Source organism: Glutamicibacter soli (genome assembly GCF_052322135.1).
Classification (GTDB): domain Bacteria; phylum Actinomycetota; class Actinomycetes; order Actinomycetales; family Micrococcaceae; genus Glutamicibacter; species Glutamicibacter soli.
The window spans coordinates 1,316,242-1,342,381 of the sequence record NZ_CM125969.1 but is presented as its reverse complement, the minus strand read 5'-3'; the positions used below and the strand labels follow the sequence as shown (position 1 = coordinate 1,342,381).

General features: G+C 67.4%; 28 protein-coding genes and 1 other RNA gene. 12 read left to right on the top strand and 17 right to left on the bottom strand.

Features of this window, described 5'->3' with window-relative positions; translation table 11 throughout:
- Positions 1-32 precede the first annotated feature (32 nt).
- Together ACTX90_RS06405 and ACTX90_RS06400 are read left to right on the top strand one after the other, a co-directional pair.
- On the top strand, positions 33-638 hold the full coding sequence (locus ACTX90_RS06405) for a GDSL-type esterase/lipase family protein (RefSeq protein WP_181728173.1): 606 nt from the start codon (positions 33-35) through the stop codon (positions 636-638).
- Positions 639-764: 126 nt separating this feature from the next.
- Positions 765-839 carry a 50S ribosomal protein bL37 gene (locus ACTX90_RS06400; RefSeq protein ID WP_369299107.1) on the top strand — a complete coding sequence of 25 codons (75 nt, stop codon included), beginning with the start codon at positions 765-767 and terminating at the stop codon, positions 837-839.
- Between the two features lie 92 nt (positions 840-931).
- Here the strand turns inward: ACTX90_RS06400 and rsrA are convergent, their stop codons facing one another.
- Entirely contained in the window at positions 932-1,192 is a 261-nt protein-coding gene (rsrA, locus tag ACTX90_RS06395; RefSeq protein WP_047118722.1) for a mycothiol system anti-sigma-R factor, read from the bottom strand.
- A 1-nt stretch (position 1,193) separates the two neighbouring features.
- Positions 1,194-1,841 carry a sigma-70 family RNA polymerase sigma factor gene (locus ACTX90_RS06390; RefSeq protein WP_047118721.1) on the bottom strand — a complete coding sequence of 216 codons (648 nt, stop codon included), beginning with the start codon at positions 1,839-1,841 and terminating at the stop codon, positions 1,194-1,196.
- Positions 1,842-2,035: 194 nt separating this feature from the next.
- Here ACTX90_RS06390 and aroA point away from each other — a divergent pair, with 194 nt between their 5' ends.
- From aroA to crcB, 7 genes are all read left to right on the top strand, one after another.
- Entirely contained in the window at positions 2,036-3,481 is a 1,446-nt protein-coding gene (aroA, locus tag ACTX90_RS06385; RefSeq protein ID WP_443443525.1) for a 3-phosphoshikimate 1-carboxyvinyltransferase, read from the top strand.
- Positions 3,481-4,575: a ribosome small subunit-dependent GTPase A gene (gene rsgA / locus ACTX90_RS06380; protein ID WP_181728172.1), complete on the top strand. Its 1,095-nt coding sequence runs from the start codon at positions 3,481-3,483 to the stop codon at positions 4,573-4,575. Before aroA ends, rsgA begins: the two co-directional genes overlap by 1 nt.
- 12 nt (positions 4,576-4,587) lie before the next feature.
- The gene (locus tag ACTX90_RS06375; protein WP_053797778.1) at positions 4,588-5,391 is read left to right on the top strand and encodes an inositol monophosphatase family protein; all 804 of its coding nucleotides are present in this window, start codon (positions 4,588-4,590) and stop codon (positions 5,389-5,391) included.
- A gap of 6 nt (positions 5,392-5,397) precedes the next feature.
- Complete coding sequence (locus ACTX90_RS06370; protein WP_443443522.1) at positions 5,398-6,024, top strand: metal-dependent transcriptional regulator; 627 nt, start codon at positions 5,398-5,400, stop codon at positions 6,022-6,024.
- 57 nt (positions 6,025-6,081) lie between these two features.
- Positions 6,082-6,558, top strand: a complete 477-nt coding sequence (locus tag ACTX90_RS06365) for a universal stress protein (RefSeq protein ID WP_052772303.1) — start codon at positions 6,082-6,084, stop codon at positions 6,556-6,558.
- A gap of 62 nt (positions 6,559-6,620) precedes the next feature.
- Positions 6,621-7,127 (top strand): fluoride efflux transporter FluC, encoded by a 507-nt coding sequence (locus tag ACTX90_RS06360; RefSeq protein ID WP_082123841.1) that lies wholly within the window; start codon positions 6,621-6,623, stop codon positions 7,125-7,127.
- Positions 7,124-7,507, top strand: a complete 384-nt coding sequence (gene crcB, locus ACTX90_RS06355; protein WP_047118718.1) for a fluoride efflux transporter CrcB — start codon at positions 7,124-7,126, stop codon at positions 7,505-7,507. The genes ACTX90_RS06360 and crcB overlap by 4 nt, the downstream gene beginning before the upstream one ends.
- Positions 7,508-7,595: 88 nt before the next feature.
- Here crcB and ACTX90_RS06350 read toward each other — a convergent pair whose 3' ends face one another.
- The 14 genes from ACTX90_RS06350 to ACTX90_RS06285 form a co-directional block, all read right to left on the bottom strand.
- Positions 7,596-8,102, bottom strand: a complete 507-nt coding sequence (locus ACTX90_RS06350; RefSeq protein WP_424679126.1) for a DUF2568 domain-containing protein — start codon at positions 8,100-8,102, stop codon at positions 7,596-7,598.
- Positions 8,103-8,273: 171 nt separating this feature from the next.
- Positions 8,274-8,642: a transfer-messenger RNA gene (ssrA, locus tag ACTX90_RS06345) on the bottom strand.
- A 130-nt stretch (positions 8,643-8,772) separates the two neighbouring features.
- A complete protein-coding gene (gene smpB, locus ACTX90_RS06340) occupies positions 8,773-9,252 on the bottom strand; it encodes an SsrA-binding protein SmpB (RefSeq protein ID WP_047118716.1) in 480 nt (159 codons plus the stop codon).
- Between the two features lie 54 nt (positions 9,253-9,306).
- Positions 9,307-10,740 carry a M23 family metallopeptidase gene (locus ACTX90_RS06335; RefSeq protein WP_053797773.1) on the bottom strand — a complete coding sequence of 478 codons (1,434 nt, stop codon included), beginning with the start codon at positions 10,738-10,740 and terminating at the stop codon, positions 9,307-9,309.
- 59 nt (positions 10,741-10,799) lie between these two features.
- Positions 10,800-11,714 carry a permease-like cell division protein FtsX gene (gene ftsX / locus ACTX90_RS06330; protein ID WP_047118714.1) on the bottom strand — a complete coding sequence of 305 codons (915 nt, stop codon included), beginning with the start codon at positions 11,712-11,714 and terminating at the stop codon, positions 10,800-10,802.
- Entirely contained in the window at positions 11,711-12,517 is an 807-nt protein-coding gene (ftsE, locus tag ACTX90_RS06325; protein ID WP_047118713.1) for a cell division ATP-binding protein FtsE, read from the bottom strand. The genes ftsX and ftsE overlap by 4 nt, the downstream gene beginning before the upstream one ends.
- 328 nt (positions 12,518-12,845) lie before the next feature.
- A complete protein-coding gene (prfB, locus tag ACTX90_RS06320; RefSeq protein WP_047118712.1) occupies positions 12,846-13,961 on the bottom strand; it encodes a peptide chain release factor 2 in 1,116 nt (371 codons plus the stop codon).
- A gap of 49 nt (positions 13,962-14,010) precedes the next feature.
- A complete protein-coding gene (locus ACTX90_RS06315; RefSeq protein WP_443443517.1) occupies positions 14,011-14,472 on the bottom strand; it encodes a hypothetical protein in 462 nt (153 codons plus the stop codon).
- Positions 14,465-14,911, bottom strand: a complete 447-nt coding sequence (locus ACTX90_RS06310) for a hypothetical protein (protein ID WP_443443516.1) — start codon at positions 14,909-14,911, stop codon at positions 14,465-14,467. Before ACTX90_RS06310 ends, ACTX90_RS06315 begins: the two co-directional genes overlap by 8 nt.
- Positions 14,904-15,323, bottom strand: a complete 420-nt coding sequence (locus ACTX90_RS06305; RefSeq protein WP_424679124.1) for a TadE family protein — start codon at positions 15,321-15,323, stop codon at positions 14,904-14,906. The genes ACTX90_RS06310 and ACTX90_RS06305 overlap by 8 nt, the downstream gene beginning before the upstream one ends.
- Before the next feature lie 7 nt (positions 15,324-15,330).
- Positions 15,331-15,564, bottom strand: coding sequence for a hypothetical protein (locus ACTX90_RS06300; RefSeq protein WP_231735973.1), 234 nt, complete (start codon positions 15,562-15,564; stop codon positions 15,331-15,333).
- Between the two features lie 55 nt (positions 15,565-15,619).
- On the bottom strand, positions 15,620-16,561 hold the full coding sequence (locus tag ACTX90_RS06295; protein WP_053797769.1) for a type II secretion system F family protein: 942 nt from the start codon (positions 16,559-16,561) through the stop codon (positions 15,620-15,622).
- A complete protein-coding gene (locus ACTX90_RS06290) occupies positions 16,558-17,409 on the bottom strand; it encodes a type II secretion system F family protein (RefSeq protein ID WP_443443514.1) in 852 nt (283 codons plus the stop codon). The genes ACTX90_RS06295 and ACTX90_RS06290 overlap by 4 nt, the downstream gene beginning before the upstream one ends.
- Positions 17,406-18,632 carry a TadA family conjugal transfer-associated ATPase gene (locus ACTX90_RS06285; protein WP_424679068.1) on the bottom strand — a complete coding sequence of 409 codons (1,227 nt, stop codon included), beginning with the start codon at positions 18,630-18,632 and terminating at the stop codon, positions 17,406-17,408. Before ACTX90_RS06285 ends, ACTX90_RS06290 begins: the two co-directional genes overlap by 4 nt.
- Positions 18,633-18,917: 285 nt before the next feature.
- Between ACTX90_RS06285 and ACTX90_RS06280 the strand changes: the two genes are divergently transcribed.
- Positions 18,918-22,640 (top strand): FtsK/SpoIIIE domain-containing protein, encoded by a 3,723-nt coding sequence (locus ACTX90_RS06280; protein ID WP_443443512.1) that lies wholly within the window; start codon positions 18,918-18,920, stop codon positions 22,638-22,640.
- Here ACTX90_RS06280 and ACTX90_RS06275 read toward each other — a convergent pair whose 3' ends face one another.
- Entirely contained in the window at positions 22,641-23,054 is a 414-nt protein-coding gene (locus ACTX90_RS06275) for a hypothetical protein (protein WP_053797765.1), read from the bottom strand. It abuts the gene before it with no gap.
- 349 nt (positions 23,055-23,403) lie between these two features.
- Here ACTX90_RS06275 and ACTX90_RS06270 point away from each other — a divergent pair, with 349 nt between their 5' ends.
- Both ACTX90_RS06270 and ACTX90_RS06265 read left to right on the top strand, forming a co-directional pair.
- Positions 23,404-23,652, top strand: a complete 249-nt coding sequence (locus tag ACTX90_RS06270; protein WP_047118688.1) for a WhiB family transcriptional regulator — start codon at positions 23,404-23,406, stop codon at positions 23,650-23,652.
- Positions 23,653-23,854: 202 nt separating this feature from the next.
- Positions 23,855-26,077, top strand: a complete 2,223-nt coding sequence (locus tag ACTX90_RS06265) for a Stk1 family PASTA domain-containing Ser/Thr kinase (protein WP_443443509.1) — start codon at positions 23,855-23,857, stop codon at positions 26,075-26,077.
- Positions 26,078-26,140: the final 63 nt, after the last annotated feature.

The window sequence follows — 26,140 nt, the reverse complement described above, 5'->3', positions numbered from 1 at the left end:
TTCACCTTATTACCCAACGAAAGGCCGCCAAGTTGGAGTTACGCACCATCCGCATTACCGCAATCGGTGATGAACTTCTGGCAGGCCACGGCGACCCGCGGGGCCTGGGCTGGTTCGGCCGCGTCATGGCCCGCACCCAGGACCCGGCCCTGCGTCTGCAGTCCTTCGTGCTCGCCGCCCCCGCCGAGGGCTCCGAAGCCCTGGCCGAACGCTGGCTGGGCGAAGCCTCGCGCCGGTTCAGCGACCAGTTCGAGAACCGCCTGGTGATCGCGCTGTCGGACCGCGACGTCGACCTGGGCGTCAGCACCGCGCGCAGCCGCCTGAACCTGGCCAACATCCTCGATTCGGCCTCCCAGATGAACATCAAGGCACTGCTGGTCGGCCCCGCCCCCGGCTTGGACGACGCGCGCAACGACCGCGTGGCCGAGCTGAACCGCGTGTACGCTGACGTGGCCATGCGCCGCAACCACCACTACGTGGACACCTTCGCCCCGCTGCGCACCCACGCCCAGTGGCGCGCGGACCTGAACGCCTCCGGCGGCGTGCCGGGGCAGGCCGGCTACGGGCTGATGGCGTGGCTGGTGCTGCACCGCGGCTGGTACTCCTGGCTGCAGCTGCCCGAGCCCAGCGCAGGCTAGCGGCGGCGCCTCGGCGAGACCCGGCCCACGCGGGCCCCGTTAGGCTTTTGCCACCGGAATGTGAAAGACTATTAGTCGGCTCGATACCCATCGAGCAGTTTGAAATGATCCCTCTAAGGAGTCACCATGTCGAAGCGCGCTCGTAAGCGTCGCGATCGCAAGCGTGGCGGTGCCAACCACGGCAAGCGCCCAAACAGCTAAGCGATGCGAACAGACGAAGAACCCCGTACCACTCGAAATCTTTCGAGCGATACGGGGTTCTTTCCACGTTCCGGTGCGCGCCGCGCCGGATGCTAGTGGCCGGATTCGATCCTGATCTGCGAGATCCGGGTGATGATGTTGGCCTTGAGCTGTTCCGGGGCGTGCTCCTGGCAGCTGCGGCGCACCACCGAGCGGATGATGCACTCCAGATCGTACTGCTCGGCGCACTCCGGGCAGTGGTCCAGGTGGGCCTTGACCTCTTTCAGGTCGGCCAGCGTGAGGGCGCCGTCGAGGTACTCGTAGATGCGCACGATGCGCGCGTCGGAGCAGTCCCCCAAAGAATTGCAGTCCATCTTACTTCGTCCCTCCATCGACCTGGGCTGCGGGGTTGGCCGCCGCCTGGATTCCGCGTTCTGCAGCGTAGTCCGCCAGCAGTTCCCTCAGTTGCTTGCGCCCGCGGTGCAGCCGCGACATGACCGTGCCGATCGGCACCCCGAGGATCTCCGAGGCTTCCTTGTAGCTGAAGCCCTCGACGTCGACGAAGTACACCGCCAGGCGGAAATCCTCGCCAATGGACTGCAGGGCCGCCTTCACATCCGAATCCGGGAGGTGGTCCAGCGCCTCGACCTCGGCCGAGCGCAGGCCCGTGGGCGAATGCTCCATCGCCTGGGCCATCTGCCAGTCCTCCACCGTGTCCGTGCTGGTGCGCAGCGGTTCGCGCTGGCGCTTGCGGTACAGGTTGATGTAGGTATTGGTCAGGATCCGGTACAGCCAGGCCTTCAGGTTCGTGCCCGGCTTGTACTGGTGGAAGGCTGAATACGCCTTCGTGTAGGCCTCCTGGACCAGGTCCTCGGCATCCGACGGGTTGCGCGCCATGCGCAGCGCGGCAGAATACAACTGGTCCACGTAGACCAGCGCGTCCCGCTCAAAGCGTTCGCGGCGCTGCGCCTCGGACTCGGCGCCCGCATCGGGAAGGTTCGCGTCCACACTCTCGTTAGTCATCGCCCTCGAGTCTACGCGCTGTCCGGGGTTTCCGGACAGGGAACGCCCCGGACGCAGGGTCTCCTGCGCGGGGGCTCCGGCGCCTGCCAGGGTGCTGATGTCTTCAATCGTCGTCACACTCGGTTCAACGAACGGCGTCCAACCCTTATTCCCGCGCCGATCTCGGCTAGGATTTAAGCAGGCGGGACGGGGCGATGAACGCCCCGGCAGGCGCCAGAACATCCCATGCTCCGACGCCGCAGCAGCCAGGCCCCACAGTTAGGATCAGCCCCATCAACACCGCACCCAGCACTGGAACCACCCCTTCGCACCATGTCGAGCCGCAGTGGTGGCCCGCCCCCTTCGCCGCCGCGCCGCTGGACGCGACGGTGCTCGTGCCGGCTTCCAAGTCGCTGACCAACCGGTATCTGATCCTCGCCGCGCTGGCCTCCTCCCCCTCCACGATCCACAACACGCTGATCAGCCGCGACACCGAGCTGATGCTCAACGCCCTGGAAGCCTTCGGCGTGCAGCTGGAGCGCACCGCGCAAGCCGACGGCTCCACCACCGTGCGCGTGGTGCCTCCGGAGCGGCTGGCGGCCGGGCCGCTGACGGTGCAGTGCGGGCTGGCCGGCACCGTGATGCGTTTCGTCCCGGCGCTGGCCGCCGTGGCCGGCGCGCAGGCCGACTTCGACGGCGACGCGGCGGCCCGCGTGCGCCCGATGGCCCCGGTGCTCGACGCCCTGGCAGGGCTCGGGGTGCAGTTCAGCTTCCACGGGGCCCCCGGCATGCTGCCCTTCACCATGGACGCACGGCGGCTTGAGGCCGGCGCCGACGTGCAGATCGACGGTTCGGCCAGCTCCCAGTTCATCTCCGCGATGCTGCTGGCCGCCCCGGCGCTGCCCGGCGGGCTGCGCCTGCGCGCCGCCGAAGGCCCGCTGGCCTCGCCGGACCACATCACGATGACCGTGGCCACGCTGCGCGAACTCGGCGCCGTGGTGGACCTCGATGAAGACGGGCGCGGCTGGAGCGTGCAGCCGCAGCGGATTGCGGGCTTCACCGTCACCGTGGAGCCCGACCTGTCCAACGCCGGGCCGTTCCTGGCCGCCGCGCTGGCCACCCGCGGCGTGGTGCGCGTGCCGTTCTGGCCGGCCACGACCACCCAGGTGGGCGGCAAGTGGGTGCAGATCCTCCAGGCCATGGGCGCGCAGGTGTCCCTGGGCGCGGATTCGGTGCTCACCGTGCGCGGCACCGGGCCGATCCGCGGCATCGAGTACGCGGATGCCTCCGAGCTGGCCCCGACCCTGGCCGCGCTGTGCGCGCTGGCCGACTCCCCCAGCAAGCTGACCGGCATCGGGCACCTGCGCGGGCACGAAACCGACCGGCTGGCCGCGCTGCAGGCCGAACTGGGCAAGGTGGGGGTGCAGGTAACCGTCACCGACGACGGGCTGGAGATCACCCCGGGCCCGCTGAGGCCCGGCGACCTCGACAGCTATGAGGACCACCGCATGGCGACCGCCGGCGCACTGCTGGGCCTGGCCATCGACGGGGTGCGGGTGGAAAACATCGCCACCACCTCCAAGACCATGCCGGACTTCCCGAAGCAGTGGGCGGCGATAGCGGCCACCGCCGCGAACCCGGCCGCGGAAGGTTCCCGCTGATGCGCTACTCCGACTACGACGAATCCTCGGTCCGCGTCCGCCCGAACAAGAAGGGCTCGCGCCCGCGCACCAAGGACCGCCCGGCCCATGAGAAGGCGGTGATCGGGCGCATCATCACCGTGGACCGCGGCCGCTACACGGCGATCCTCGACGAGGACACCGCCGCCGAGCGTATCGTGATCGCCGCGCGCGCCCGCGAGCTGCGCCGCCAGGCCATCGTGCCCGGGGACATGGTCGCACTGGTCGGGGACACCTCCGGCAAGCCCGACACACTGGCGCGGCTGGTGCGCATCGAGGAGCGCAGCACGCTGCTGCGCCGCAGCGCCGACGACACCGACGCCACCGAGCGGGTGGTCGTGGCGAACGTGGACAAGCTGGTCATCGTGGTCGCCGCCGCCAACCCGGAACCGCGCACCGGCTTCGTGGACCGCGCGCTGGTCGCCGCCTACGACGCCGGCATCCAGCCGGTGCTCTGCGTGACCAAGGCCGACGTGGCCGACCCTGCCGAGTTCCTGGCGCACTACGAGGGCCTGGAGCTGCCGGTGGTCATTTCCCGCACCACCGCCGCGGAGGCCTCCGGCATCGACGCGCGCAGCGCCGACGGGGCCAGCGCCCGGCTGGACTCCGCGGCGCTGGAGCAACTGCAGGGCATGCTCGCCGGCTGCGTCTCGGTGGTGCTGGGCCATTCGGGCGTGGGCAAGTCCACCCTGGTCAACGCCCTGACCGGCGCCGAGCGCGCCACCGGGCACGTCAATGCCGTCACCGGGCGCGGACGCCATACCTCCTCCAACGCGCTGGCGCTGCGCCTGGGCGACACCCCCGGCTCCTGGCTGATCGACACCCCTGGCATCCGCTCCTTCGGGCTGGGCCTGGTGGACCCGGAGAACATCCTGGCCGCCTTCGAGGACCTGGCCGACATCGCCACCGGCTGCCCGCGCGGCTGCACCCACGCCGCCGGCGAGGCAGGCTGCGCCCTGCAGGCCTGGGCCGACGACGAATCCACCGGCGCCCAGGCCGCCGCCCGGCTGGCGTCCTACCGCCGGCTGGTCACCACCGAGGAAACTACGCACGAAAAGGAGCTCGGCGCGCACTAGCGCCGCACCACCATGGCTGAATACACCCTGCAGCAGGATCTCGACTTCGCCCTCGCGCTGGCCGACAAGGTCGACGCGTTCACCCTGGCCCGCTACGGCGCCAACGACCTCAAGGTCGAGACCAAGCCTGACATGACCCCGGTCTCCGACGCCGACCGCGGCGCCGAGCAGCTGATCCTCGCGCAGCTGGCCGAGCACCGCCCGGAGGACTCCGTGCTCGGCGAGGAGTTCGGCGTGCACGGGGACTCCTCGCGCCGCTGGGTCATCGACCCGATCGACGGGACCAAGAACTTCGTGCGCCGCGTGCCGGTGTGGGCCACGCTGATCGCGCTGCTTATCGACGACGAGCCGGTGCTCGGGGTCATCTCCTCCCCGGCGCTGGCCCGCCGCTGGCACGCGGCCACCGGGCTGGGCGCGTTCGTCACCGAGCCGGGCGCCGAGGTCGGCTCCACCGCCACCCGCCAAATCAGCGTCTCCGGGGTGAGCGAGCTGTCCGACGCGTCGCTGTCCTACGCCTCGCTGAACGGCTGGAAGGATGCCGGCAAGCTCGACGGGCTGCTTGAGCTGCTGGAGACCGCCTGGCGCACCCGCGGCTACGGCGACTTCTACTCCTATGCGCTGCTGGCCGAGGGCGCGGTGGACGCCGCGTTCGAACCCGAACTGGAGCTCTACGACATGGCGGCCCTGGTGCCGGTGGTGCGCGAGGCAGGCGGGCGCTTCACCTCCGTCGCCGGCGAGGAAGGCTGCCATGGCGGCAACGCGCTGGCCACCAACGGCGCGCTGCACGAGATCATCCTGCCCTACCTGAACCGCTAGCCGCCCATGCCCCGCAACCGCGACCCGCGCGCGCTGACCACCAGCGAAGAGGACTACCTCAAGGCCCTGTACCTGCTCACCGAGTGGGAGGACACCGAGGTGAGCACCGGCGCACTGGCCGACCAGCTGGGCCTGACCCCCGCCTCGGCCACCCCGATGGTCCAGAAGCTGGCAGCGAAGTCGCTGGTGCACCACGTGCCGCGCGGGGCCATCACGCTCAGCGAGACCGGGCGGCGCGAGGCGCTGCGCATGGTGCGCCGCCACCGGCTGCTGGAGACCTTCCTGCGCGACGAGCTGGGCTACGGCTGGGACGAGGTGCACGACGAGGCCGAAGCGCTGGAGCACACCGTGACCGACCGCTTCATCGACGCGCTGGACCAGCGCCTGGGCCGGCCGCAGCGCGACCCGCACGGGGACGCGATCCCCGCCGCCGACGGCACGCTGCCTGCCAGCCGGGCGGTGCGCCTCGACCACTTCACCGGCGGCGCCGCGATCGTGGACCGGATCAGCGACGAGGACCCCGACTTCCTGCGCCGGGCCAGGGACCGCGGGCTGGTGCCCGGCGCGGCGATCACCCTGCCGCACGGCCTGGACTTCGTGGACGCCTCGCTGGTATGGGTGCGCCCGGCCTGAGCGCCCGGGCGTGTGCAAAAATGGTGGCAGGACCCCGCCGGCAGACAGGAGCACCCGATGACCGACAGCTCCGGCGTGCTGCTGCTCGGCGTCTGCCGGGAGCAGGATCCGTCCGCCCCGGCCCAGGCCGCCGCCCTTGCCGCGCAGCTGGGCGCCGAACTGCACTGCGCCTGGGTCGATCCCGCCCGCTACACCGTGCAGCGGCTTGCCGACGGCACCGTGCGCTCGGCGCCCATCGACCCCGAAGTGCAGGATGTAGCCGTCCAGCCGTTCCCGCCGCAGCTGAACGCGCAGCTGGCAGCGCTACTGGACCCGCTGGCGGTGCGCTGGCGGACCCATGCGCTGGCCGGGAGCCCCAGCGCAGAGCTGTCAGCCCTGGCCGAACGGATCGAGGCCCGGATGATCGTGATCGGCGCGAGACGGCCCTCGCTGCGCGCCTCCCTGCACGAACTGCTCAACGGCTCCGTGGCGGCGCAGCTCGCCCGGAACCAGCTGCGCCCGGTGCTCGTGGTTCCCGCCGCGCAGCGCTCCTGAGCCCGGGTCGTGACCGTGCCCACCGCCTCGTGCCCCCATCCGCTACCGACGAACGCTGAGCAATGACCGAAGACCTCCCCCAGCCGCTGCCCCCGGGCCCCGAGCCGGCCGACGCCCTGCGCGCGCAGCGGCGCCGGAAGCGCCGGGCGCACCTGCGACCGGGCCAGCTGCTGCTGGTGTTCCTCGGCGGCGCGGCGGGAACCGCGGGCCGCGAGGCCGTGACTCTGCTGCTCCCTGCGCTGCACGGCTTTCCGAGCGCCACCTTCGCCGTGAACATCCTCGGTGCGCTGCTGCTCGGACTGCTGCTTGAATCGCTGGACCGCGCCGGCTCCAGCCCCAAGAGCGCCCGGCGGATGCGGCTGCTGCTGGGCACCGGGTTCATGGGAGGCTTCACCACCTACAGCACCTTCGCGGTGGACGCTGCGTTGCTGCTGGGCGCAGGCTCCGTCGGCCTCGGCGTGCTGTACGCGCTGGGCTGCGTCGTGCTCGGCGCGACGGCCAGCTGGTGCGGCATCCTGCTCGGGGCCACGCGCCGCCGCCGCGGAGCCCGCGCGGAGGATGCCCGATGACCGCCACGTTATTCATCGTTTTGAGCCTGTGCGGCGGCCTCGGGGCCTGCGCCCGCTACGCGCTGGACGGATTGGTCGCCTCCCGCCTTGCAGGGTCCATGCCGTGGGGCACGATCCTCATCAATCTCAGCGGATCATTCCTGCTGGGCCTGCTCGCGGGCTTGGCCGCCGGCAACCTGCTTCCCGCGGCGTGGCAGCTCGCAGTCGGAACGGGGTTCCTGGGCGGCTACACGACCTTCTCCACCGCCAGTGTCGAGACTGTGCGATTACTGCAGGCTCGCAAGCCGGTAGCCAGCGCGGCTAATGCCTTCGGCACCCTGCTCGGCGCCCTCGCTGCGGCCGGGCTCGGACTGTGGGCCGCCGCATGGCTGTGCTCGTGACCGGACTAACGATTAGTAAGCACGATGAAAAAGCATGAGCCAGGCCTGTCGGCCTGGCTCTACTGATTGAAAACTCGGGTGGTGCGGCTCAGCGTGCGGCGCGGCGGCCGCGGGCTGGTGCTGGCGACTGCGCGGACTGGGCAGTTCGGGCGCCCACCGGCTGCGGTTGTGGCCGGGGGCTGGGCTGGGGCTTGGTCCGGTCATGCGGTACTACGTAGCCGCCGGTGGCGAGGATCAGGATCGCGCTCACGCCGGTGAGCACGAGCATGGCGATGGCCCAGATCTGCGACTGCTCGGTGAACGACCGGTCGATGCTCAACCAGAGCACATAGGAGCCGACCAGGTAGATCAGGTGGATGAGCGTGAGCCTGGTGCGCAGGCGAAGCTTGACGACGGCCTTCGGCGAGAAGAACACCGACCAGAGCGCCAGCAACGGCACCACCACCACGAGGATCGCGGGGATCGTCGGCCAGTGCACATAGGCGATGGCGGCAAGTGCCGCGGCGAACAGCAGACCGACCTCCAGCAGGAAGGCGACGGCCGCGTAGAGCGAAGAGAGGATGGGTGAAACTTTCTGGGTATTGCTCTTGCCCATGGCTGACTGCCTCACTCTAATTCCGCATGTTTTCGCCCAAGGATGCTCTCGGTAACTACTCAATTCTATGTGGTAAACAGAACGCCCGCGAGCAGGCTCGCGCGAGAGGTACAGCACCTCCAACCCGATTCCGGGCAGCAAAAGGCCCCGGAACCGAAGTTCCGGGGCCGTTGGTGGAGATGGGGAGAATTGAACTCCCGTCCGATGTAGTGTTGCCAGGTCTTCTCCGGGCGCAGTTTGCTGCGGAATTTCTCTGCCCCAGCCATCACGCAAACAAGTGGCTGGTCCGGGCACAGTTGCCTAGATATGTACCCAACAGCGGCAACAACTGCCGGATACAGTGGCTATCTAAATGACGTTAGGAACAGGGGCGATAGCATCCCCTGGCTAACGGACTGTCTGGCTGCTTAGGCAGCGAGAGCGAAGTCAGTGCGCTTAGATTCGGCACTTATTGTTTTGCAAAGAGCGTTTACGAGATAACTTTGCGTCCTCGGCCCGCTTCATCTGTCGCGACTTACACCGTCGAAACCGATCATCCCCGTATTTTGTTGTCAGTTCCGGGTTTCCCCGGATGCAACCGCACCGAAGTGCGTTAATTAATCATAGCGCACCTCCCGCTGGAACCCCAACGAGAGATGCGCCACCGATTCAGCGCGTAGCTACAGCCCGATCAGGCATGACCGCGGTTGCGCTCGCGCATGGCACGCAGTGCTTCACGGTTGTCCTGCTTCTCGCGCAGCGTCTGACGCTTGTCGAATTCGCGCTTGCCTCGCGCGATGCCGATCTCGATCTTCGCGCGCCCCGACTTGAAGTACAGGCTCAGCGGCACGATGGTCAGGCCGGCTTCGGAGATCTTGCGCTCGATCTTGGTGAGCTCCTGGCGGTGCAGCAGGAGCTTGCGACGGCGACGAGCCGCGTGGTTGGTCCAGGAGCCGTTGAGGTACTCCGGGATGTAGCAGTTCTCGATATACAGTTCGCCGCGATAGAACTGGCCGAAGCCGTCCACCAGCGATGCCTTGCCTTCGCGCAAGGACTTCACTTCGGTGCCGGTCAGCACCATACCGGCTTCGAATGTGTCGAGAATTTCATAATCGTGGCGAGCTTTGCGGTTGCTCGCGATGACACGATCTTCCTGGTTCTTCTTGGCCATGACACTCCTTGCATGTCGCGGGCGGTTTCCCGCGCACAAATATCAAGTCTAGCGTTAGAGAAGTCCCAATGGGTTCACGGCTTGGCCGTTGACAATCGTTTCGAAGTGCAGGTGGCATCCGGTGGAGTTGCCGGTTGTGCCGACGTATCCGATGACCTGGCCCTGGGAGACCTTCTGCCCGACGCTGACGGCGATCTTGGACATGTGGTGGTAGTTCGTTGCCAGCGCCTTGCCGTTGACGACGCCGTGCGAAATTGTCACCTTGTTGCCCGAGGAGCCTCCCCAGCCTGCCATCCAGACTTCGCCGTCGGCGGCTGCAGTGATCGGCGAACCGCACTGGCCTCCGAAGCCCCAGTCGAGGCCGGCGTGCACGTAGCCGCCGCGTCCGCCGTAGTCGATGGTGCCGGCAGGCGTCGGGCGCCAGCCGAAGCTGGACGTGATCCGGTTGCCGGTAGTCGGCTTGACCAGTCCCCAGGCGCTGGAGCCTGACGACTGCGGCGCGGCCGGAGCGGAGGTTTCTTTGGGAACGTACTTCTTTTTGGTATAGGTCTGCTTCTTGGCCTTGGCTTCCGCGGCCAGCTTGGCCTGCTGGGCCTCGTAGGCCGCTTTGCGCTTGGCTTCGGCTTCGGCCGCCTTGCGCTTGCGTTCCTGCTCTTCGCGCAGCAGGCGCTCCTGGCGCTCCTTGATATCGGCCTGCACCTGCGCGTACTCGGCCTGTTGGGCCTTCAGCTTGGCCTGGATCTGTGGCTTCTTCGCTTCCAGCTGCGCGCTGAGGGACTCGGTGCTGACAACAAGCGCATCCAGCTCGTCCTTGGCGGACTGCGCCGCATTGCGGGCGGATTCCTCCTGGGCCAGCGCTTCTTCAGCCTGTGACTTCAGCGAGGAAATTTCCTTCTCCACCGCAGCCAGTCGGACCTTGTTGTTCTCGTTGTTCGCCTTCTCCTGCGCCAGATCGTTGTAGGCGGAGTTCTGCGATTCCATGGCGCGGTTGGCCATGTCGAGGCCGTCGGCCATGGCCGTCGCCGATTCCATGTTCAGGATCATGTCCAAGCCGCCGGATACGCCGCCACGCTTGTACGCTTCGGAAGCGATCTTGGCCATGGCGTCTTCCGCCTTGGCCATTTCCGCGTTGTTCGCTTCGATCTCCGCTGCGACCTTGTCACGGGTTCCCTGGGCGCTGATCAACCGGTCGTTCAGGTCCGCCACGGTTGCCTGGGCGTTGGCGACGCGGTTCTGCGCATCGGCCAATGCCGCCTGCAGGACCGGGACCTGGGACTGCTGGTCACGCAGCTTCTGGTCGGTTTCCTGGATGTCTGCATCCAGGAACTCCATGTCCTGTTCCAGGTTGTCGATGTTCTCCTGAACCTCGACCTTCTTGTCATCGAGTTCATCGGCGACAACGAGACCAGCTGGCAGTGTCAGGGCGAGAGCCATTGCTCCACCGAGGGTGGCGCGCAGGAACTTGCGCCGAACTGCGTTGGACAGCATAGGTCTCCTTAGAGAAGTGCGAAAAGCAGGTTGAACACGACACAAAGGTCGAAGTGAAGCTAAACCTTCAGGTAACGCTTCAACGTTACCACTGATGAAATTGTTGCCAAAACGATACCAATTATCAAGAGCACCGGAGCTATGAGCCAGACCTCACCGGTGGAAATGAAAGCCACTCCGACGTTCTCACTTGCGAGTTTGTCCTCAACGAGGAACTTCATCAGCAGCCAGAGCGTCCCGGAAGCCAGCACGCCGCCAATGATGGAAGCGATAACGCCCTCGATGATGAACGGAAGCTGGATTGTTGCCTTGGAAGCGCCCACCAGACGCATGATCGTGGTTTCCAGCCGTCGATGCATGGCCGACAGCTGGATCGTCGTGCCAGTGAGGAGCACGGCGCAGGCGATCATGACGATCGCCACGATGGCGGCTGCGGCAGAGGCGACGCGAACGAGCTGGAAGACCTTTTCCAGCAGTTCGCGCTGGTCGACCACCGAATCCACGCCTGCAACGGTTGAGAATGCCTCGTTGATGACCTGGTATTTCTCAGGATCGACCAGGGCGACGCGGAAGGACTCGGGCAGCTGGTCGGCCTTGACCTGGTCGACGAGCGAGGAGTTCTTGTACTGGTCAAGGAAGTTCTTGTAGGCGTCTTCCTTGGATTCGTAGGCGATTTCCTTGACGTACGGCGCGAGCTGCTCGGATTCAAGCATGGCCTTGATGGAGTTGCGCTGATCGTCGGTGACCGGCTTGCCTGCGCAATTCGGCGAAGCGCTGGTGTCGTCGCAGAGGTACACGGCGACCTCCATGCGGTCGTACCAGTAGCCCTTCATCTGGTTGATCTGCAGCTGCAGGAGCGCCGAAGCGCCGACGAAGGTCAGCGACACGAAGGTCACCAGCACCACCGAAACGACCATGACGACGTTCTGGCGCAGGCCCTTGACGGCTTCGCGCAGGATAAATCCTAGTCTCACTGGTCTTCGTCCTTCTTTTCATCCATGGCTTCAAGCGGTTCGCGCTCTTCGTTCGGCTCGGCAGAGGCATCGCCGAAGAGCAGCGCGCGGGATCCGTCCTGGTTCACCACGGTCGTCATCGGCGTGTACTGGCCCTGCGCTTCATCTCGCACAACGCGTCCGGAGCTCAGCTCGATGACGCGGTGGCGGTACTCGCTGACCAGCTCATGGGCGTGCGTCGCCATCAGCACGGTGGTGCCGTTCTGGTTGATGCGGTCCAGCACGTTCATGACTTCAATGCTGTTCTTGCGGTCGAGGTTGCCGGTGGGCTCATCGGCCAGCAGGATGGCGGGCTTGTTCACAATCGCGCGGGCGATGCCTACGCGCTGCTGCTCGCCGCCGGAAAGTTCGGTTGGCTTGCGCCGGGCTTTGTCCTCGAGGCCTACGAGCTTCAATGCGTCGGGGACCCGGTCGCGGATCTGCGCGCGGGAGGCGCCGATGACTTCCATCGCGAAGGCGACATTGTCGAAAACTGTGCGTTCGCGCAGCAGGCGGAAGTCCTGGAAGACGAAGCCGATGTTGCGGCGCAGTTTCGGCACGCGGCGGCTCGGGATGCGATTCAGGTTCTGGCCGGCCACGTAGACCGCACCGTCGGTGGCGCGCTTCTCACGCAGGACAAGGCTGAGGAAGGTAGATTTACCGGAGCCGGATTCGCCGACAAGGAACGCGAACTCGCCGCGGTTGATCTCGATGCTCACGTCGTCCAAGGCAGCGTTTTTCTGCTTGGGCTCGTAAACCATCGAGACGTTTTCGAATTTAATCATGTCTTCAATCGCCAGTTTTCGTCGGGGCGCGACCCACGAAAACCAATCTCGAGAGCAAACGTCTTCTGATGCGCCAATCAACCAAACCTTATCGGGGCGCGGCGGCCATCATGAAAGCATTCGCGGGTGTGTTGCCAGATTCATCAGCTACTAACAGCTGACCCAAATTTTGTTCCGGCCGCCGAATCCTGCGCTGGCAACCAGTTTTTACCGGTCGCTGTCGCAGGATCAGCAGGCGGCCTCGGGGACGTGAGTTTTCTCAAGCATCCGGTCCCCCGGACCTGCGGAAGCGACCCGCGCCGGAGCGGGTCGCGAGGGATCGTGCGGGCTACTTGCCCGGGCGGCGCTGCGTGGCGCGCCAGCGGATGCCGGCGTCGATGAAGTCGTCGATTTCCCCGTCGAGCACTGCAGCGGTGTTTCCGACTTCATGCTCGGTGCGCAGGTCCTTGACCATCTGGTACGGGTTGAGCACGTAGGAGCGCATCTGGTCGCCCCAGGACGCCTTGACGTCGCCGGCCAGTTCCTTCTTTTGCGCGTCCTGCTCGGCCTTCTTCTGCAGCAGGATTCGGGATTGCAGCACACGCAGCGCGGCGGCGCGGTTCTGGATCTGCGACTTCTCGTTCTGCATGGACACCACGATGCCGGTCGGGATGTGGGTCATGCGCACCGCGGAGTCGGTGGTGTTCACGCTCTGCCCGCCGGGACCCGAGGAGCGGAAGACGTCGACCTTGATTTCGCTTTCCGGGATCTCGATGGAGTCGGTCTGCTCGATCAGCGGGATGACTTCCACCGCGGCGAAGGAGGTCTGGCGGCGGCCCTGGTTGTCGAACGGCGAGATGCGCACCAGACGGTGGGTGCCGGCTTCGACCGAAAGGATGCCGAACGCGTAGGGCGCGTCGATTTCGAAGGTGGCGGACTTCAGCCCGGCTTCTTCGGCGTAGGAGGTGTCCATAACGGTCGCGCTGTAGCCGCGCTTCTCCGCCCAGCGCAGGTACATGCGCAGCAGCATTTCAGCGAAGTCCGCGGCGTCGACGCCCCCGGCACCTGAACGGATGGTGACCACGGCGCCGCGGGCGTCGAACTCGCCATTGAGCAGGGTGACGATTTCCAGGTCGTCCAGCGACTTGCGGATGGCGAGCAGTTCCTTGTCGGCTTCCGCCAGGGTGTCCGCGTCGTCTTCCAGCTCCGCGAGTTCGACCAGGACTTCCAGGTCGTCGATGCGGGTGTGCAGCTTGGTCAAGCGCTCCAGTTCCGACTGGCGGTAGGAGAGCTTGCTGGTGACGATCTGCGCGCTGGCAGGATCGTCCCACAGGTCTGGGGCACCGGCTTCCTCGGAAAGTACGGCGATGTCAGCCTTGATTTGATCGACGTCGCTCACCTCCTCGATGGCGGCGAAGGTCGCGCGGAGTGAGCGGATTTCAGCGGGGAAGTCAGTATTTGCCATGGTGTTCTAAGCCTACGCCATGTGCGGTTCGGTTCAGGATTTTGCGTCGCTAGCGGCTGAGTACGGTTCGCGCGGTGGAATGCACGGTAATGGGGATCCCGGCGGGCACGATCCAGCCGATGATGGGCGGGCTGACGGTGCCGGTAAGCACGATTTCGGCGCCCTGTCCCCCGGGCAGCACGTGGACCGAGGCGATGCTCAGGTTGTCGACGCGCCCCGAAGCGCCGACGTCCGCCAGGTAGCGCCGGGCTCCTTGCTGGACCTGGTCTGCGCTGAGCTGGATGCGCGGGGCGCCGCCGTCGGCGACGAATTCGAATTCGTCCACCGCCGCCACGATGGCCCCGTCGGCCAGGGAGAGCAGCTGCCGCGCTTTGAGGTTCACCGCGCTGGCGGCGAGGACCACGGAGATGGTCAGCAGCGTGATTGCGCACAAGCCGATGGCCAGCACCAGCGACTGGCCCTCTTCGCGCCGCGCGGCCAGGCGCAGCCGGCGCAGGCCGCGGCTAGCCAAAACGGTCAACCCTTTGGGCCGCGGTGGCGTCCACGGTGAAGGCCGAGGCGGAGATGTAGTCGGAGACGAAGGGCAGCGGGACGTCCAAGCTGACGGTGACGGTCACTACCGAGCCCGGGCTGAGGCATTCGCCGCTGCAGGCGATGGCGGTGTTCGACCCGCTGAATCCGAAGTTCGCCATGGCCCGGTCGGCCGCCGCCTGCGCGTTGGACCTGGCCTGCGCCGGGTTCTCGGACACGGCGAACACTTTGGCGGCCTGGTCAGCGGCGGAGACCACCGCGTAGCTGCCGCCTTCCAGCGCCGCGGCGGCCAGCACCAGGTAGATCATCGGGATCAGCAGGATCGTGGCGGCGAAGATGAACTCCACGATCGCACTGCCCCGCTCCGCGGCGGCCGCCGTGCGACACCGGCGCAGCAGCTTGCGGCTGGCCCTAGCCATAACGCACCGCATCCGAGCTGACGCTCAGCTCCCACCCGTTGGGCAGGAGACCGATCAGCGGCACCCTGGTGTTGACGGTGACTGTCACCAGCTGGGTGCCGCCGATGGCCGTGGTTGACACGGACACGTCCCTGGCAAAGCCGGCGTGCAGCGATTCGGTGATGAGCGTGCGGGTGCGGCCTACCGCGTCGGCGGGCGAACGGTTTGCCAGCGCGCCGTAATGGGCGCCGTTGGCGGCGGCGTCGGTGAGCGTATTGCGCACGTGCAGCGCCAAGGCCAGCTGCATGATCGAGAAGGCCAGCACGATCAGCAACGTGGTGATCATGACGAATTCGGCCACGGCCGAGCCGCGTTCCCCGTCCTGCCCGAGCCTGCCGGCGCTGCCGGTACGCCGGCCCGTACGGTTGCGCATGCCGGTCCTAGCCCAACCCGGACACCCTGTCGATGGCCTGGTTGAACAAGTCCTGCAGCCGGGGTCCGGCGATCGCCAGCAGGGCGGCCACCAGCAGGGCGCTCATCAACGTGATCATGACCCATCCGGGCACGTCGCCGCGCTGGTCGCGGGCCCGGGCGGCCGCCCGGTCCCAGAGGTCCCGGCCCGCGTCGGCGACGTGCAGGCTGAGGGTGAACATCATCATGTGGAGCCGTGACATGGTGGCCCCTCCTTCGTGTAGGTGGTGCGGTGTGATGGTTTCAATGTCGGACCCGTCAGTAGCTCATCTCCAAAAGCGCTAGTCCCGGGAAGATCGCGAAGACGATGGTCAGCGGCAGCACGCCGAAGATGATGGGCACCAGCATGGAGATTTCGCGTTTGCCGGCGATCTCCATCAGCTCGCGCTTGGAGGCATCGCGCACGTCCTGCGCCTGATCGCGCAGCACCTGCCCCAGGGGTGTGCCCCGTTCGGTGGCCACGACGATGGCGTCCACGAAGCGGGTCATCGCGCCGATCTGCACCCGGTCGGACATGTTGGACATGGCCTGCACCATGCTGGTGCCGGAGTGGATGTCGTTGAGCGTGTGGGTGAACTCGGCGCCGATGTCGCCGTGGCAGATGCGCGAGATGCGCTCGACCGCGCCGGTGGTCGATTCCCCGGCGCCCACGGTCAGCGCGAGCACCTCGGCGACGGTGGGGAACTGCGTCAAAATCCGGCGGGCGCGGCGCTTGACCTGCTCGCCGAGCCACCAGCCGCGCAGGAAGTAGCCCATGACCGCGCAGCCCAGCACCACCGTCACCGCCAGCGGCAGCGACACCGGCTGGCGGAAGGCCAGCAGCGCCATCAGCGCCGAACCGATGACCAGCCCGGTCAGCGCGCACAGCAGCTCTTGGGAGCGGTAGTCGACCAGGCTCAAGCGCAGCCCTGCGGCTTGCAGCCGCTTGCGCACGGTGGCCGAGGAGGGGCTGTGTACGTTGGCCAGTTTCCTGGCCTGCTGCAGCAGCGGGCGGGCCAGCTGCCACAGCGCCGGGGTGGCCGCATCCTGCTGCCAGGAATCCTGCAGCATGCGCGAGGAGCGCACGCCGACGCGGATGTGCGGGGCGACCCGGTCGGCGAAGGCCATGGGACGCCAGGCCGGAAGCCGCAGGAGCATCAGCCACAGCCCGGCCCCGAATCCCAGCCCGCACAGCGCCGCCCACGCGGTGTAGTTGTTCATGACAGCACCCGTTCCTCGATCGGCAGCGCGCCCAGCCGCAGCATCACCCGGTAGCAGAGGAAGGAGACGACCAGCCCTGCCAGCAGCACGAAGACCCCGGCCGGGGTGAGATAGGCGTCCTTCGCCGCCGGCTGGGTGCCGAGCACCAGCAGCAGGATCCACGGGGCCGCGACGGCCAGCCGGGCGGCGGAGACGATCCAGGACTGGCGGGCGGCCAGCTCGCCTCGGGTGCGCACGTCGTCGCGCAGGAACGCGGCTAGCGTGGCCAGCGTCTGGCCCAGGTCGGTGCCGCCGACCTCGCGGGTGATGCGCAGCGTGGTCAGGATCTTGTCCGCCACGGGGTCCGCAAGACGTTCGCCCAGCTGGTCCAGCGCCGTGCTGAAGTTCGCGGTGGCCCGGTAGTCCAGGGCGAAGTCGCGGAACACCGGGCGCAGCGTCTCGGGTCCGACCTGCGCCAGCTGGCTGAGCGATTCGGGCAGCGACAGGCCGGCGCGGATGGCGCTGCGCAGGTGGTCGACGACCTCGGGCCACTGCTCGTGCAACGCGCTCTGGCGCTTGGCCGCCTGGTGGCGCAGGTACACCCACGGGGCCAGCACCCCGAAGATCGCGAAGACGCAGGCGAACAGCCAGGAGGCGGTCAGACCCAAGGTCAGCAGCGCGAACACCACCCCGCTGGCCAGGCAGATCAGCATGAACTTGGCCGGGCTTACCGCGGTGACCCCGGCGCGCAGCAGCGCCTGCCCGATCTTCGAGTGCCGGCTGCGCATGCGTTCCCAGGGCGCGAACAGCAGCCAATCGGCCAGCAATGCCAGTCCCAGCCCGCCCAGCAGCCCCAGGAAAATGCTCATGATTCCTGCCCCAGCCGCTCGGCGACGTTCAGCCCGGCCAGGCTGAACTTCTCATGCGACCAGTCAGCGCCGGAAGCCGGCACCAGCTCCCCGGCCCGGCGTTCGAACAGCGTGGAGGTTTCGATCGCCCCGCCCTCCACCCGGTTGCGCACCGCGAGGATCTCATTGACATAGCGGTTGCCGGAGGCATCGCGCACGCAGTGCACCACCAGGTCCAGGCAGGCGGCGACGGTCTTGATCGTGAAGTCGCTGGTGATGTTCGGCCCGGCCAGCAGCGGCAGCGTGCAGATCTTGATGATCGCGTCGCGGGCCGAGTTCGCGTGCAGCGTGCACAGGCCGGCCACACCAGAGTTCAGCGCAACCAGCAGGTCCAGGGATTCGGCCTCGCGCACCTCGCCGACGATGATGCGGTCAGGGCGCATGCGCAGCGCCTCCTTGACCAGCCGGCGCATCGTGATTTCGCCGGTGCCCTCCAGATTCGCCAGCCGCGTCTGCATCGCCACGACATCGCGCAGCGCCAGGTTCAGTTCGAAGATCTCCTCGATGGTGATGACCCGTTCGCGCGACCCGATGGAGGAGGACAGCGCGTTGAGCATGGTGGTTTTGCCGGCCTGGGTCGGCCCGGTGACGATGACGTTCAACCCGGCGGAGATCGCCCAGCCCAGGTAGGTGGCCGCCGCGGGGCTGAGCGACTTGAGATCCACCAGGTCTTCGAGCCGGGCGGCCCGGGCGATGAACTTGCGGATGTTCACCGCCCAGTGCTCGTGGGTGATGTCCGGGATGACCACGTGCAGCCGGGAGCCGTCGGGCAGCTGGCAGTCCACGAACGGCTGGGACAAATCCAGCCGCCGCCCGGAGGACTTGAGCATGCGTTCGACCAGTCCGGCGACCTCCGCGGCGTCCAGCCTGATGTGGGTCAGCTCGCTTTGCCCGCCGCGGGCGCAGAACACCTGGTGCGGGGAGTTGATCCAGATTTCCTCCACGCTCGGATCGTCGAGCAGCTGCTGCAGGGCGCCGAATCCGGCGACGTTGTCGTAGACCGTGCGCCGGGCCTGCTCCAGAGATCCCAGGGCAGGGACCGCGCCGAGCAGCGCGCGTTCGTCGTAGTCCCGCACGACGTCCTCGATCAGCGACTTCATCAATGCGGGCTGCTTGGCAGGGTCCAGGCCGCGGCGTCGGACCAGCTCTCGCACTTCATCTTCCACGATGGACAGGGCATCCACGTCAAGATCCTTCGGGCCTTGTGGGAGTTCGGCGTTCCCGGAATTCTCGGGGTCCATCGGCGAGCGCGCGGCCGGTGCAGCGGTGGGCCTCGGGACCGGCCCGAGCCCTATTTCTGGATATGTCTGTGGAGCCTAGCCCCGACGCCAAGTCCTTTCAAGACGTTTCGCGAATTTGTGGATAAAGCTACTGGCGGTTATCCCCAGTCCGGCTTTCGCTGACCCGGTAAAAGCGGTGGTCGTGATGGGCTGGTCAAACTGCTGGACGCGGCCGGGCTGGGAGGGAAGATGCTGCATTATGAACTGCTGCTGTCCGCGCGCACGCTGCTCAATCCCAGGCAGCTGCTGCTGCGGGTCTCCGCGGCCCTGGACGGCCCGCAGCTGGCGTCGGTGCTCGACGAGCAGGTGCCGGGCACCCGCTGGTACGTGGGATCGACGCCGCTGGCGGATCTGGGAGCGCTGGTTCCGGGCAGGCCGCTGCTGCTGGCCGATGTCCCGGGCCCCGGGTTCGCGGCGTCGGCCGGCAGCACGCGGTTGAAGTTGTTCGTCCCCGAGGGGCCGGATGCCGGGGCCTGGATGCAGTTGGAGCGAGGCGCCTACGACATCGGCCGCGGCGCGCCGCTGCGCCTGGGCGATCCGCAGGTTTCGCGGGTGCACGCCCACCTGCTGGTCGACGAGCGTTCCCTGCGTGTGCGGGCGGCTGGCGGACAGCGGCTGCTGGTGCTCTCCGACCGGGGTGCGGTGCCGGTTCGCGGGGAGGTGGAGCTGCATGCGGGCAGCCGGATCCAGCTTGGCGGCACGGTGTTGGAGGTCGGCGATCCCGCGCGCACCGAGGCGGGTTTGGCGGTGGAGGACGGCCAGCTCCAGTTCAGCCTCCCGCCGCGTCCCGAGCTGGGCCGGTTGGTGACGCTGTGCGTGGCCGCGCTGGTCCCGGTGCTCTCCGGGGTGCTGCTGGCGGCGCTGACCGGGTCCATGCTGTTCCTTGCGGTCACCGGGCTCTCCGCGCTGCTGGGTGTGGTCCCTGCGGCGCAGCTGCTCGGCGAGCGCCGCCGGTGGAAGCGCGCGGTGCGTGACCAGCAGCGCAGTGTGGTGCAGGCGCGCGGCCGTTTCGCCTGCCCGCTGGGGGTCGCAGTGGTCGCTGGCATCGACCGGGCGCAGCTGGGGGTGCTTCCCGCGGGGCTGCCTCCCCTGGTGTTCGGCCGCGGCAGCTGGCAGCTTCCGGGAGGGAAGCCTCCCCGGGCGGGCGGCGCCCGGAGGATGCGCAGGGTGCCCGGCGGTAGGCGCTCTGCTCGCAGGATCGCCGGCGTCCCGGTCTTCGCGCCGGCCGCCGCGCAGGTGTGGCAGTTGCGCGGCGGCGACGACCCGGCGGTGGACCGCCTGCTGGCTGCGCTGCTGGCCAGGTTCCTGCCGCACGTGGCCGCCGGCCGCATCGAGCTGGTCGTCGATCCGTCGGTCACCCGGCTTCCGGCAGAGCTGATGCTGTTGCCGCATGCACGCCAGGGCACCGCCGGGCAGCTGGCTCGGCACGCTGAGCCGGCTCCCGGTGCCGCCGGGGCATCGGGCGGTCTCGGGAACACGGCAGCGCCGGAACCGGTGATCGAACGGATTTTCCTGACCATGCTCAGCCCGGTCCGGCTGCCGCGCACCTTGGTGATCAGCCTTCATCCGGTGCCCGCGGCGCAGTGCGACTACTGGGTTGATCCGGTGGGTTGCCGCGCCCAGCTGCCCGACGGGAGCCTGCATCTGGAATCGCCGGACCGCTTGGATGCGGGGAGGCTGGCCCGGATCGTCCAGGCCTGCCTGGCGCTCCGCCCGGATGAACCCGCGCCAGCCGGGCCGCCGCCGGAGCAGGCAAGATTGGCCGCGGTGATCGGAGAGGATGATTCCCATGGGCAGCAGCTGCTGGACTTCGACGCGGACGGGCCGCATGTGCTGGTGTGCGGCACCACCGGGTCGGGCAAGTCCGAGGCCTTGCGGCGGATCATCGCGGATCTGGCCGGCCGGTGCAGCCCCGAGCAGCTGGCGTTCGCCCTGGTCGACTTCAAGGGCGGCGCGGGCTTGGCGGTTTTCGAGCCGCTGCCCCACGTGCAGCTGTCGGCCAGCGACCTGGATGCCGCCGGAGCCCAGCGGACCTTGGCGCAGCTGGAGCGGGAGGTGGCCCGCCGTGAACGCCTGCTGGCAGCGCATCGTTGCAGCGACCGCTCGGAGTACGTCCGGCTGGCCGATGTGCCCGCGCTGCCCCGGCTGCTGGTGGTGGTCGACGAATTCAGGGTGTTCACCGAATCCCTGCCCGAAGCCGCCGCGCGCATTGACCGGCTGGCGGCGGTCGGCAGGTCCTTGGGCATCCATCTGCTGCTGAGCACCCAGCGGGCCGCCGGCTCTCTGTCCGGGCAGACCCGCGCGAACCTGAACACCGTCATTGCGTTGCGGGTCCACGACGCGGCCGAGTCCATGGAACTGGTCGGTTCCCCGGCCGCCGCCCGGCTGTCCGGCCCGGGCAGCGCGATCATCGCGGGTCCCGGTCATGCCAACCGCCAGGTCCAGTTCGCCCTGGCGGTCAGCCCCGCCCCGCACGGGAGCGTTGCCGAACGCGGCCCCGGGAACCTGGTGCTGCATCCCGTGGGAAGCTTCGGCCGGCCTGATCCCGAGGCGGAGGGACAGGCCCTGCGCCGGCAGGTGCGCCTGCTGGCCGAAACCTGGGAGCATTCGCACCTTCCACCGTGCCCCTTTGCCCCGCAGCTGCCGCCGCCCCAGAGTGCGGCGCCGTTGCCGGAGCAGTGGGAGGGCGCCGAGGGCGGCACCATCTACTGCGGAGTCGTCGACAACCTCGCCGCGGGCCGGCTGGAGGACTTGAGCGTAGATCCAGCCCGCGGCCAGGGATTGCTGGTGTGCGGCGTCCCGGAGGCCGGCGGCCGCCGCCTGCTCGAGGGGTTCGCCCGCCTGGAGCGCCGGATCCTGTGCTTCGGCGAGGCCCTGTTCCCGGATCCCGCCTTAATGCCCGGGGTGCGCACCGTGGGTGGAGAAGACCAGTATCAATTCCTGGAAGCGCTCGACTATCTTGAGTCGCTGCCCCCTGACCGCCTGACGCTGGTGCTGGTGCACGGCATCGCCCGGCTGCAGTCCCAACTGGATCCGGCAGTCTTCCAGCGATTCGACCAGGCGCTCATCGAACTGTTGCGGCATGGAGCTTCGGCCCCGGCGCAGCTGGTCCTGCTGGCCGACCGCGACCTGAATCTGCTCAAGGCCGCCGGGCTGTGCGCCGAGCAATGGTACTTCCCGCTTAATGCCACCGATTCCCTGCGCATGTCCTGGCCCAAGCTTCCGCCTGCCAGCCAGTTGCCAGGCCGAGGGGTCAGGTTCAGTCCCGCCAACGGGCCGATGACCATCCAGTTGACGGCCGTGACCGCCAAGCAGGAACCGGATTGCCTGCCCGGGACTTTGTGGCCCGCGCAGCAGCCGTTCGTGGGCGATGGGAATCCGCGCGATCTTGCGGTGGGGCGGACCGCATTCACCGGGCAGGCTTTCGGCTTCGACCAACCCCAAACGGCACTGGCCATCTGCCCTCGCGAACGCGACAGGCAGGAGCTCGCTGCCTTCCTGGCCGAACGCTGGCAGGCGGCCATGGTTGATGGCGCCGCGCCCTGGCTGCGCTGGGTCCAGGAGTTCGAAGCTGAAGGTGCGGGACCTGCAGCGCCAACGATCTGCGTCGTGCTGCACGACACCTCCGACCCTAGGCTTGCCGAGCTGCGCCAGCGAACCGCCGCGCTGGGCACCCGGGCGGTGCTGTTTCTCCCTCCCTCGGCCAGGCTCGCCTACGATCTGGGGTTGCCGGGCATGATGCTCGATGACCGGCAGGCGATTGCCGTGGAGGCATGCCATCCGCAGGACCTGTTGCCGCTGGCCTGGCGCCCGCTGCCCCCTGCGGCAGGCCGCGGCTCGTGCGGGAAAAGGCAATGGCGCGCGATCGCCGGCTTTGCCGGGCAACCACGCGCCATCATCATCGGGCCATGACTACTGCGAGGGACGGTCTCCGAGGAATTGAGTGGTCTTCGGCGCGAACAGCAGCACTACGGTCGTTCCGGCCACAATGATCGACAAAACCGCCGCGGAAATGACGATCGGCATATCGGACTGGAAGAAGGAGACCGAGAGGATCAACTGGAACAATTGCCAGACGATGATCGGGGCTCGGGTGTACGCCCTGCCGCGGAAGAAGTTGATGGCCACCGAGCCCTGCCAGATGGCCAAGAAGAGGCACAGCGCAAGCATGAAAAGACGTCCGCCGATGTTCACCACGCCATCCGAGGTGAGATGGATGGCGTAGTCGACGGCGTAGGCAAGCACCGCCAGCGCCTCGAACATCACCAGTGCTGCGACGGCAATGACACTGCTCGGACGCGGGATTTTAGTTTCTTCGTTGCTCACCCCAACCATTTTCGTTGAGGCGCTTGCGGAACTCAAACGACAGCGCCGCAACGGGCTTGTAGCCCCTGCCACATCCGCGTCAACTAGCCTAAGCCTAGGCCGATTTCCATGTGAGAAAGCACTCAGGCAATACGACATATTTCGCATCACTGACCCTTGTTTACTTTCTCGTAACATGAAAACCTTATGTGGTTGGCAAAACGATGACCCCGTCGTTCACGTCCGACGATGCGAAAAGCACTACGGCATTAACACCGTCCCCCGCTGACCTTTCCAAGGCGGGGCGTTCGTGTGTTCAGATCATGAGCATTTCGTCCCCCCTCAAAGATTTCAAGGAGCATCAATAAGCATGGATTGGCGTAGCCGCGCGGCGTGTCTGGATAAGGACCCGGAACTTTTCTTCCCGGTGGGTAACACCGGTCCGGCCCTCTTACAGATCGAAGAGGCCAAAAGCGTCTGCCGTCGGTGCGAAGTGACCGAAACCTGCTTACAGTGGGCCATCGAGTCCGGTCAGGACGCTGGTGTGTGGGGTGGAATGAGCGAAGACGAACGTCGCGCTCTGAAGCGCCGCGCTGCACGTGCCCGCCGCGCATCCTAAGAGACCGCTCCCGAGGTAGATCTCGCAACCCGGGAAGCTGCACGAAATCCGCCAGAGGTAGACACCACTGGCGGATTTCGGCTTTAAACCGGAAATTCTCAGGTCGGCTGGGTACATTAAAAGGTAGTAATCATGTTCGAAAGGAGCAGTGGGTGAATCACGCCTATGCGGCGCGCCATCCCAAGTCAGGAGTGCGTGCACCATGAGCCCTGCTCTTGCCGACCCCAATCTGGGGACGACCCTCGATGACCGTTACCGCATCGACCACCTGCTCGCGCTGGGCGGGATGTCCAGGATCTACCGCGCCATGGACAAGCGCCTGCACCGCGCGGTGGTCGTGAAGATCCTGAACGACAACTTCGCCAGCGAGTCCACCGTCCGCGAGCGCTTCGAATCAGAAGCCGTGATCGCAGCGAACATCACCCACCCGAACGTGGTGTCGATCCGCGACCACAACGTCACGGACAACATCGTCTACCTGGTGATGGAGTACGTCCGCGGACGCAACCTCGACCAGGTGATCTCCGAACGCGGTCGGTTCACGCCGCGCCAGATGCTCAGCGTGCTGGAGCAGGTCTGCCACGGGCTGGGCGCCGCCCACTCCGAAGGCATCATCCACCGCGACATGAAGCCAGCGAACGTGCTGCTGGCGGATACCGGCGAGGTCAAGGTGACCGACTTCGGGCTGGCCCGCGCGGCCAGCGCCCACACCCAGTCCGCAACGCTGGTGGCCACCCTTTCCCATGTCTCCCCGGAGCTGGTCTCCGGCGCACCGGCCGATTCGCGCAGCGACATCTATGCGGTCGGCATCATGATCTACCAAATGCTCACCGGGCGCCTGCCGTATTCGGAAACCAATGCGGCCGCGCTGATGAAGCACCATCTGGACTCCCCCATGCCGCTGCCCTCGGATGTCGTGCCCGGGCTGGCCACCGATCTGGACGAGCTGGTGCAGTGGTGCACCGAGAAGGACCCCGAGAAGCGGCCGCAGAACGCCGAGCTGCTGCTGGACGAGGTCATCCAGATCCGTTCGACGCTCAGCGAAGAGCAGCTGGACTTCGACGCGGACACGCTGGGTGGCATCGAGGACCTGACCCCTGGCTCCATGGCACACATGCCCACCACCGTGCAGCAGCGCCTGGACGACTGGCAGCGCGAGCGCGAAGAAGCCCGCGAACGCCGTTGGCAGCTGCAGGGAACCGGCGCCACGGCGGACGGCTATTCGCTGGACGCGCAGCCCGATCCGGAAGAGACCACCACCATCATCGCCGCGTCGGATGCCACCGAGGTGCTGGATCTGCGCGATGCGCAGGCCACCGTGGTCCACGCCCCAACGGCCGGCGCAGGCTCCCCCGGAGCAGATGCCACCGCCGCCTACTCGCGGACAGACATCGAAACCTTCGGCGCCGGTGAGCCCAACGAGCAGGATCCACAGCCGGCCGCGCGCTCCCCGCGCGGCGAGAAGCGTGCCACCAAGGCGGCGCAGAAGCAGTGGCGCAAGGAAGCCCAGGTGCCCACGCACCGGCTGCGCAAGCCCAGGACCGCAGCGCAGAAGACCGGGTTCATCGCGGCATGGGTGCTGATCGTGGCGCTGGTGGCCGCCGCAGGCTGGTTCTTCGGGCGCGGCCCCGGAACGGTGATCCGCATCCCGTCGCTGAACGGCCTGCTGCAGGAACAGGCGGTTTCGCAGATGTCCGAGCAGGGCGTCCCGGTCAGGCTCGGCTCCGCCTTCGACGACGAGATCGCCATCGGGCGCGTCGTCGACTCGCATCCGGCCACCGGCGAGAACATCATGAAGTTCCAGGGGGTCGAGCTGATCGTCTCGCAGGGCCCCGAACGCTTCGAGATCCCGCAGGTAGAGGGCAAGAGCCTCCAGTCGGCCACCGAGCTGCTGGCCGAGCACGAGCTGGCCAAGGTCAAGGAGGTCCGCGAATACTCCTCAGAGGTGGAGAAGGGCAAGGTCATCTCCTCCTCGCCGGCCGCGGGCAAGACCGCCGCGCGCAAGGACGCCATCACACTGACGGTGTCCAAGGGACCGGCCCCGGTGCAGGTTCCGGCGCTGCAGGGCTTAAGCGAAGACGACGCCGCTGCGGCCCTCGAGTCAGCGGGACTGCGCCTGCAGGTGGGCGATCCGGTGTATTCCCGCGAGGTCCCTTCGGGCCTGGTCGCCGCGCAGTCACCTCAGAACGGCACCGCCGAGGTGGGAAGCTCCGTGATCGTGAACCTGTCGCAGGGCCCGGAGTTCGCCCAGGTCCCCTCGGTGATCGGTCTGGGTGTCGAGGAGGCGACCCGCGTGCTGGAAGAGGCAGGGTTCACCGTCAAGGCGCACCATGTGCTCGGCGACTTCTCGCAGACGGTGCGCATGCAGTCGCCGCTGAACCAGAGCATCGAGCTGGGCAGCGAAATCAGCATCTACGCGTTCTAGCAGGCAACAGCCGGTGCACGCAAAAGGTCTGGCCCATCATCCCCCCGAGGGGTGACGGGCCAG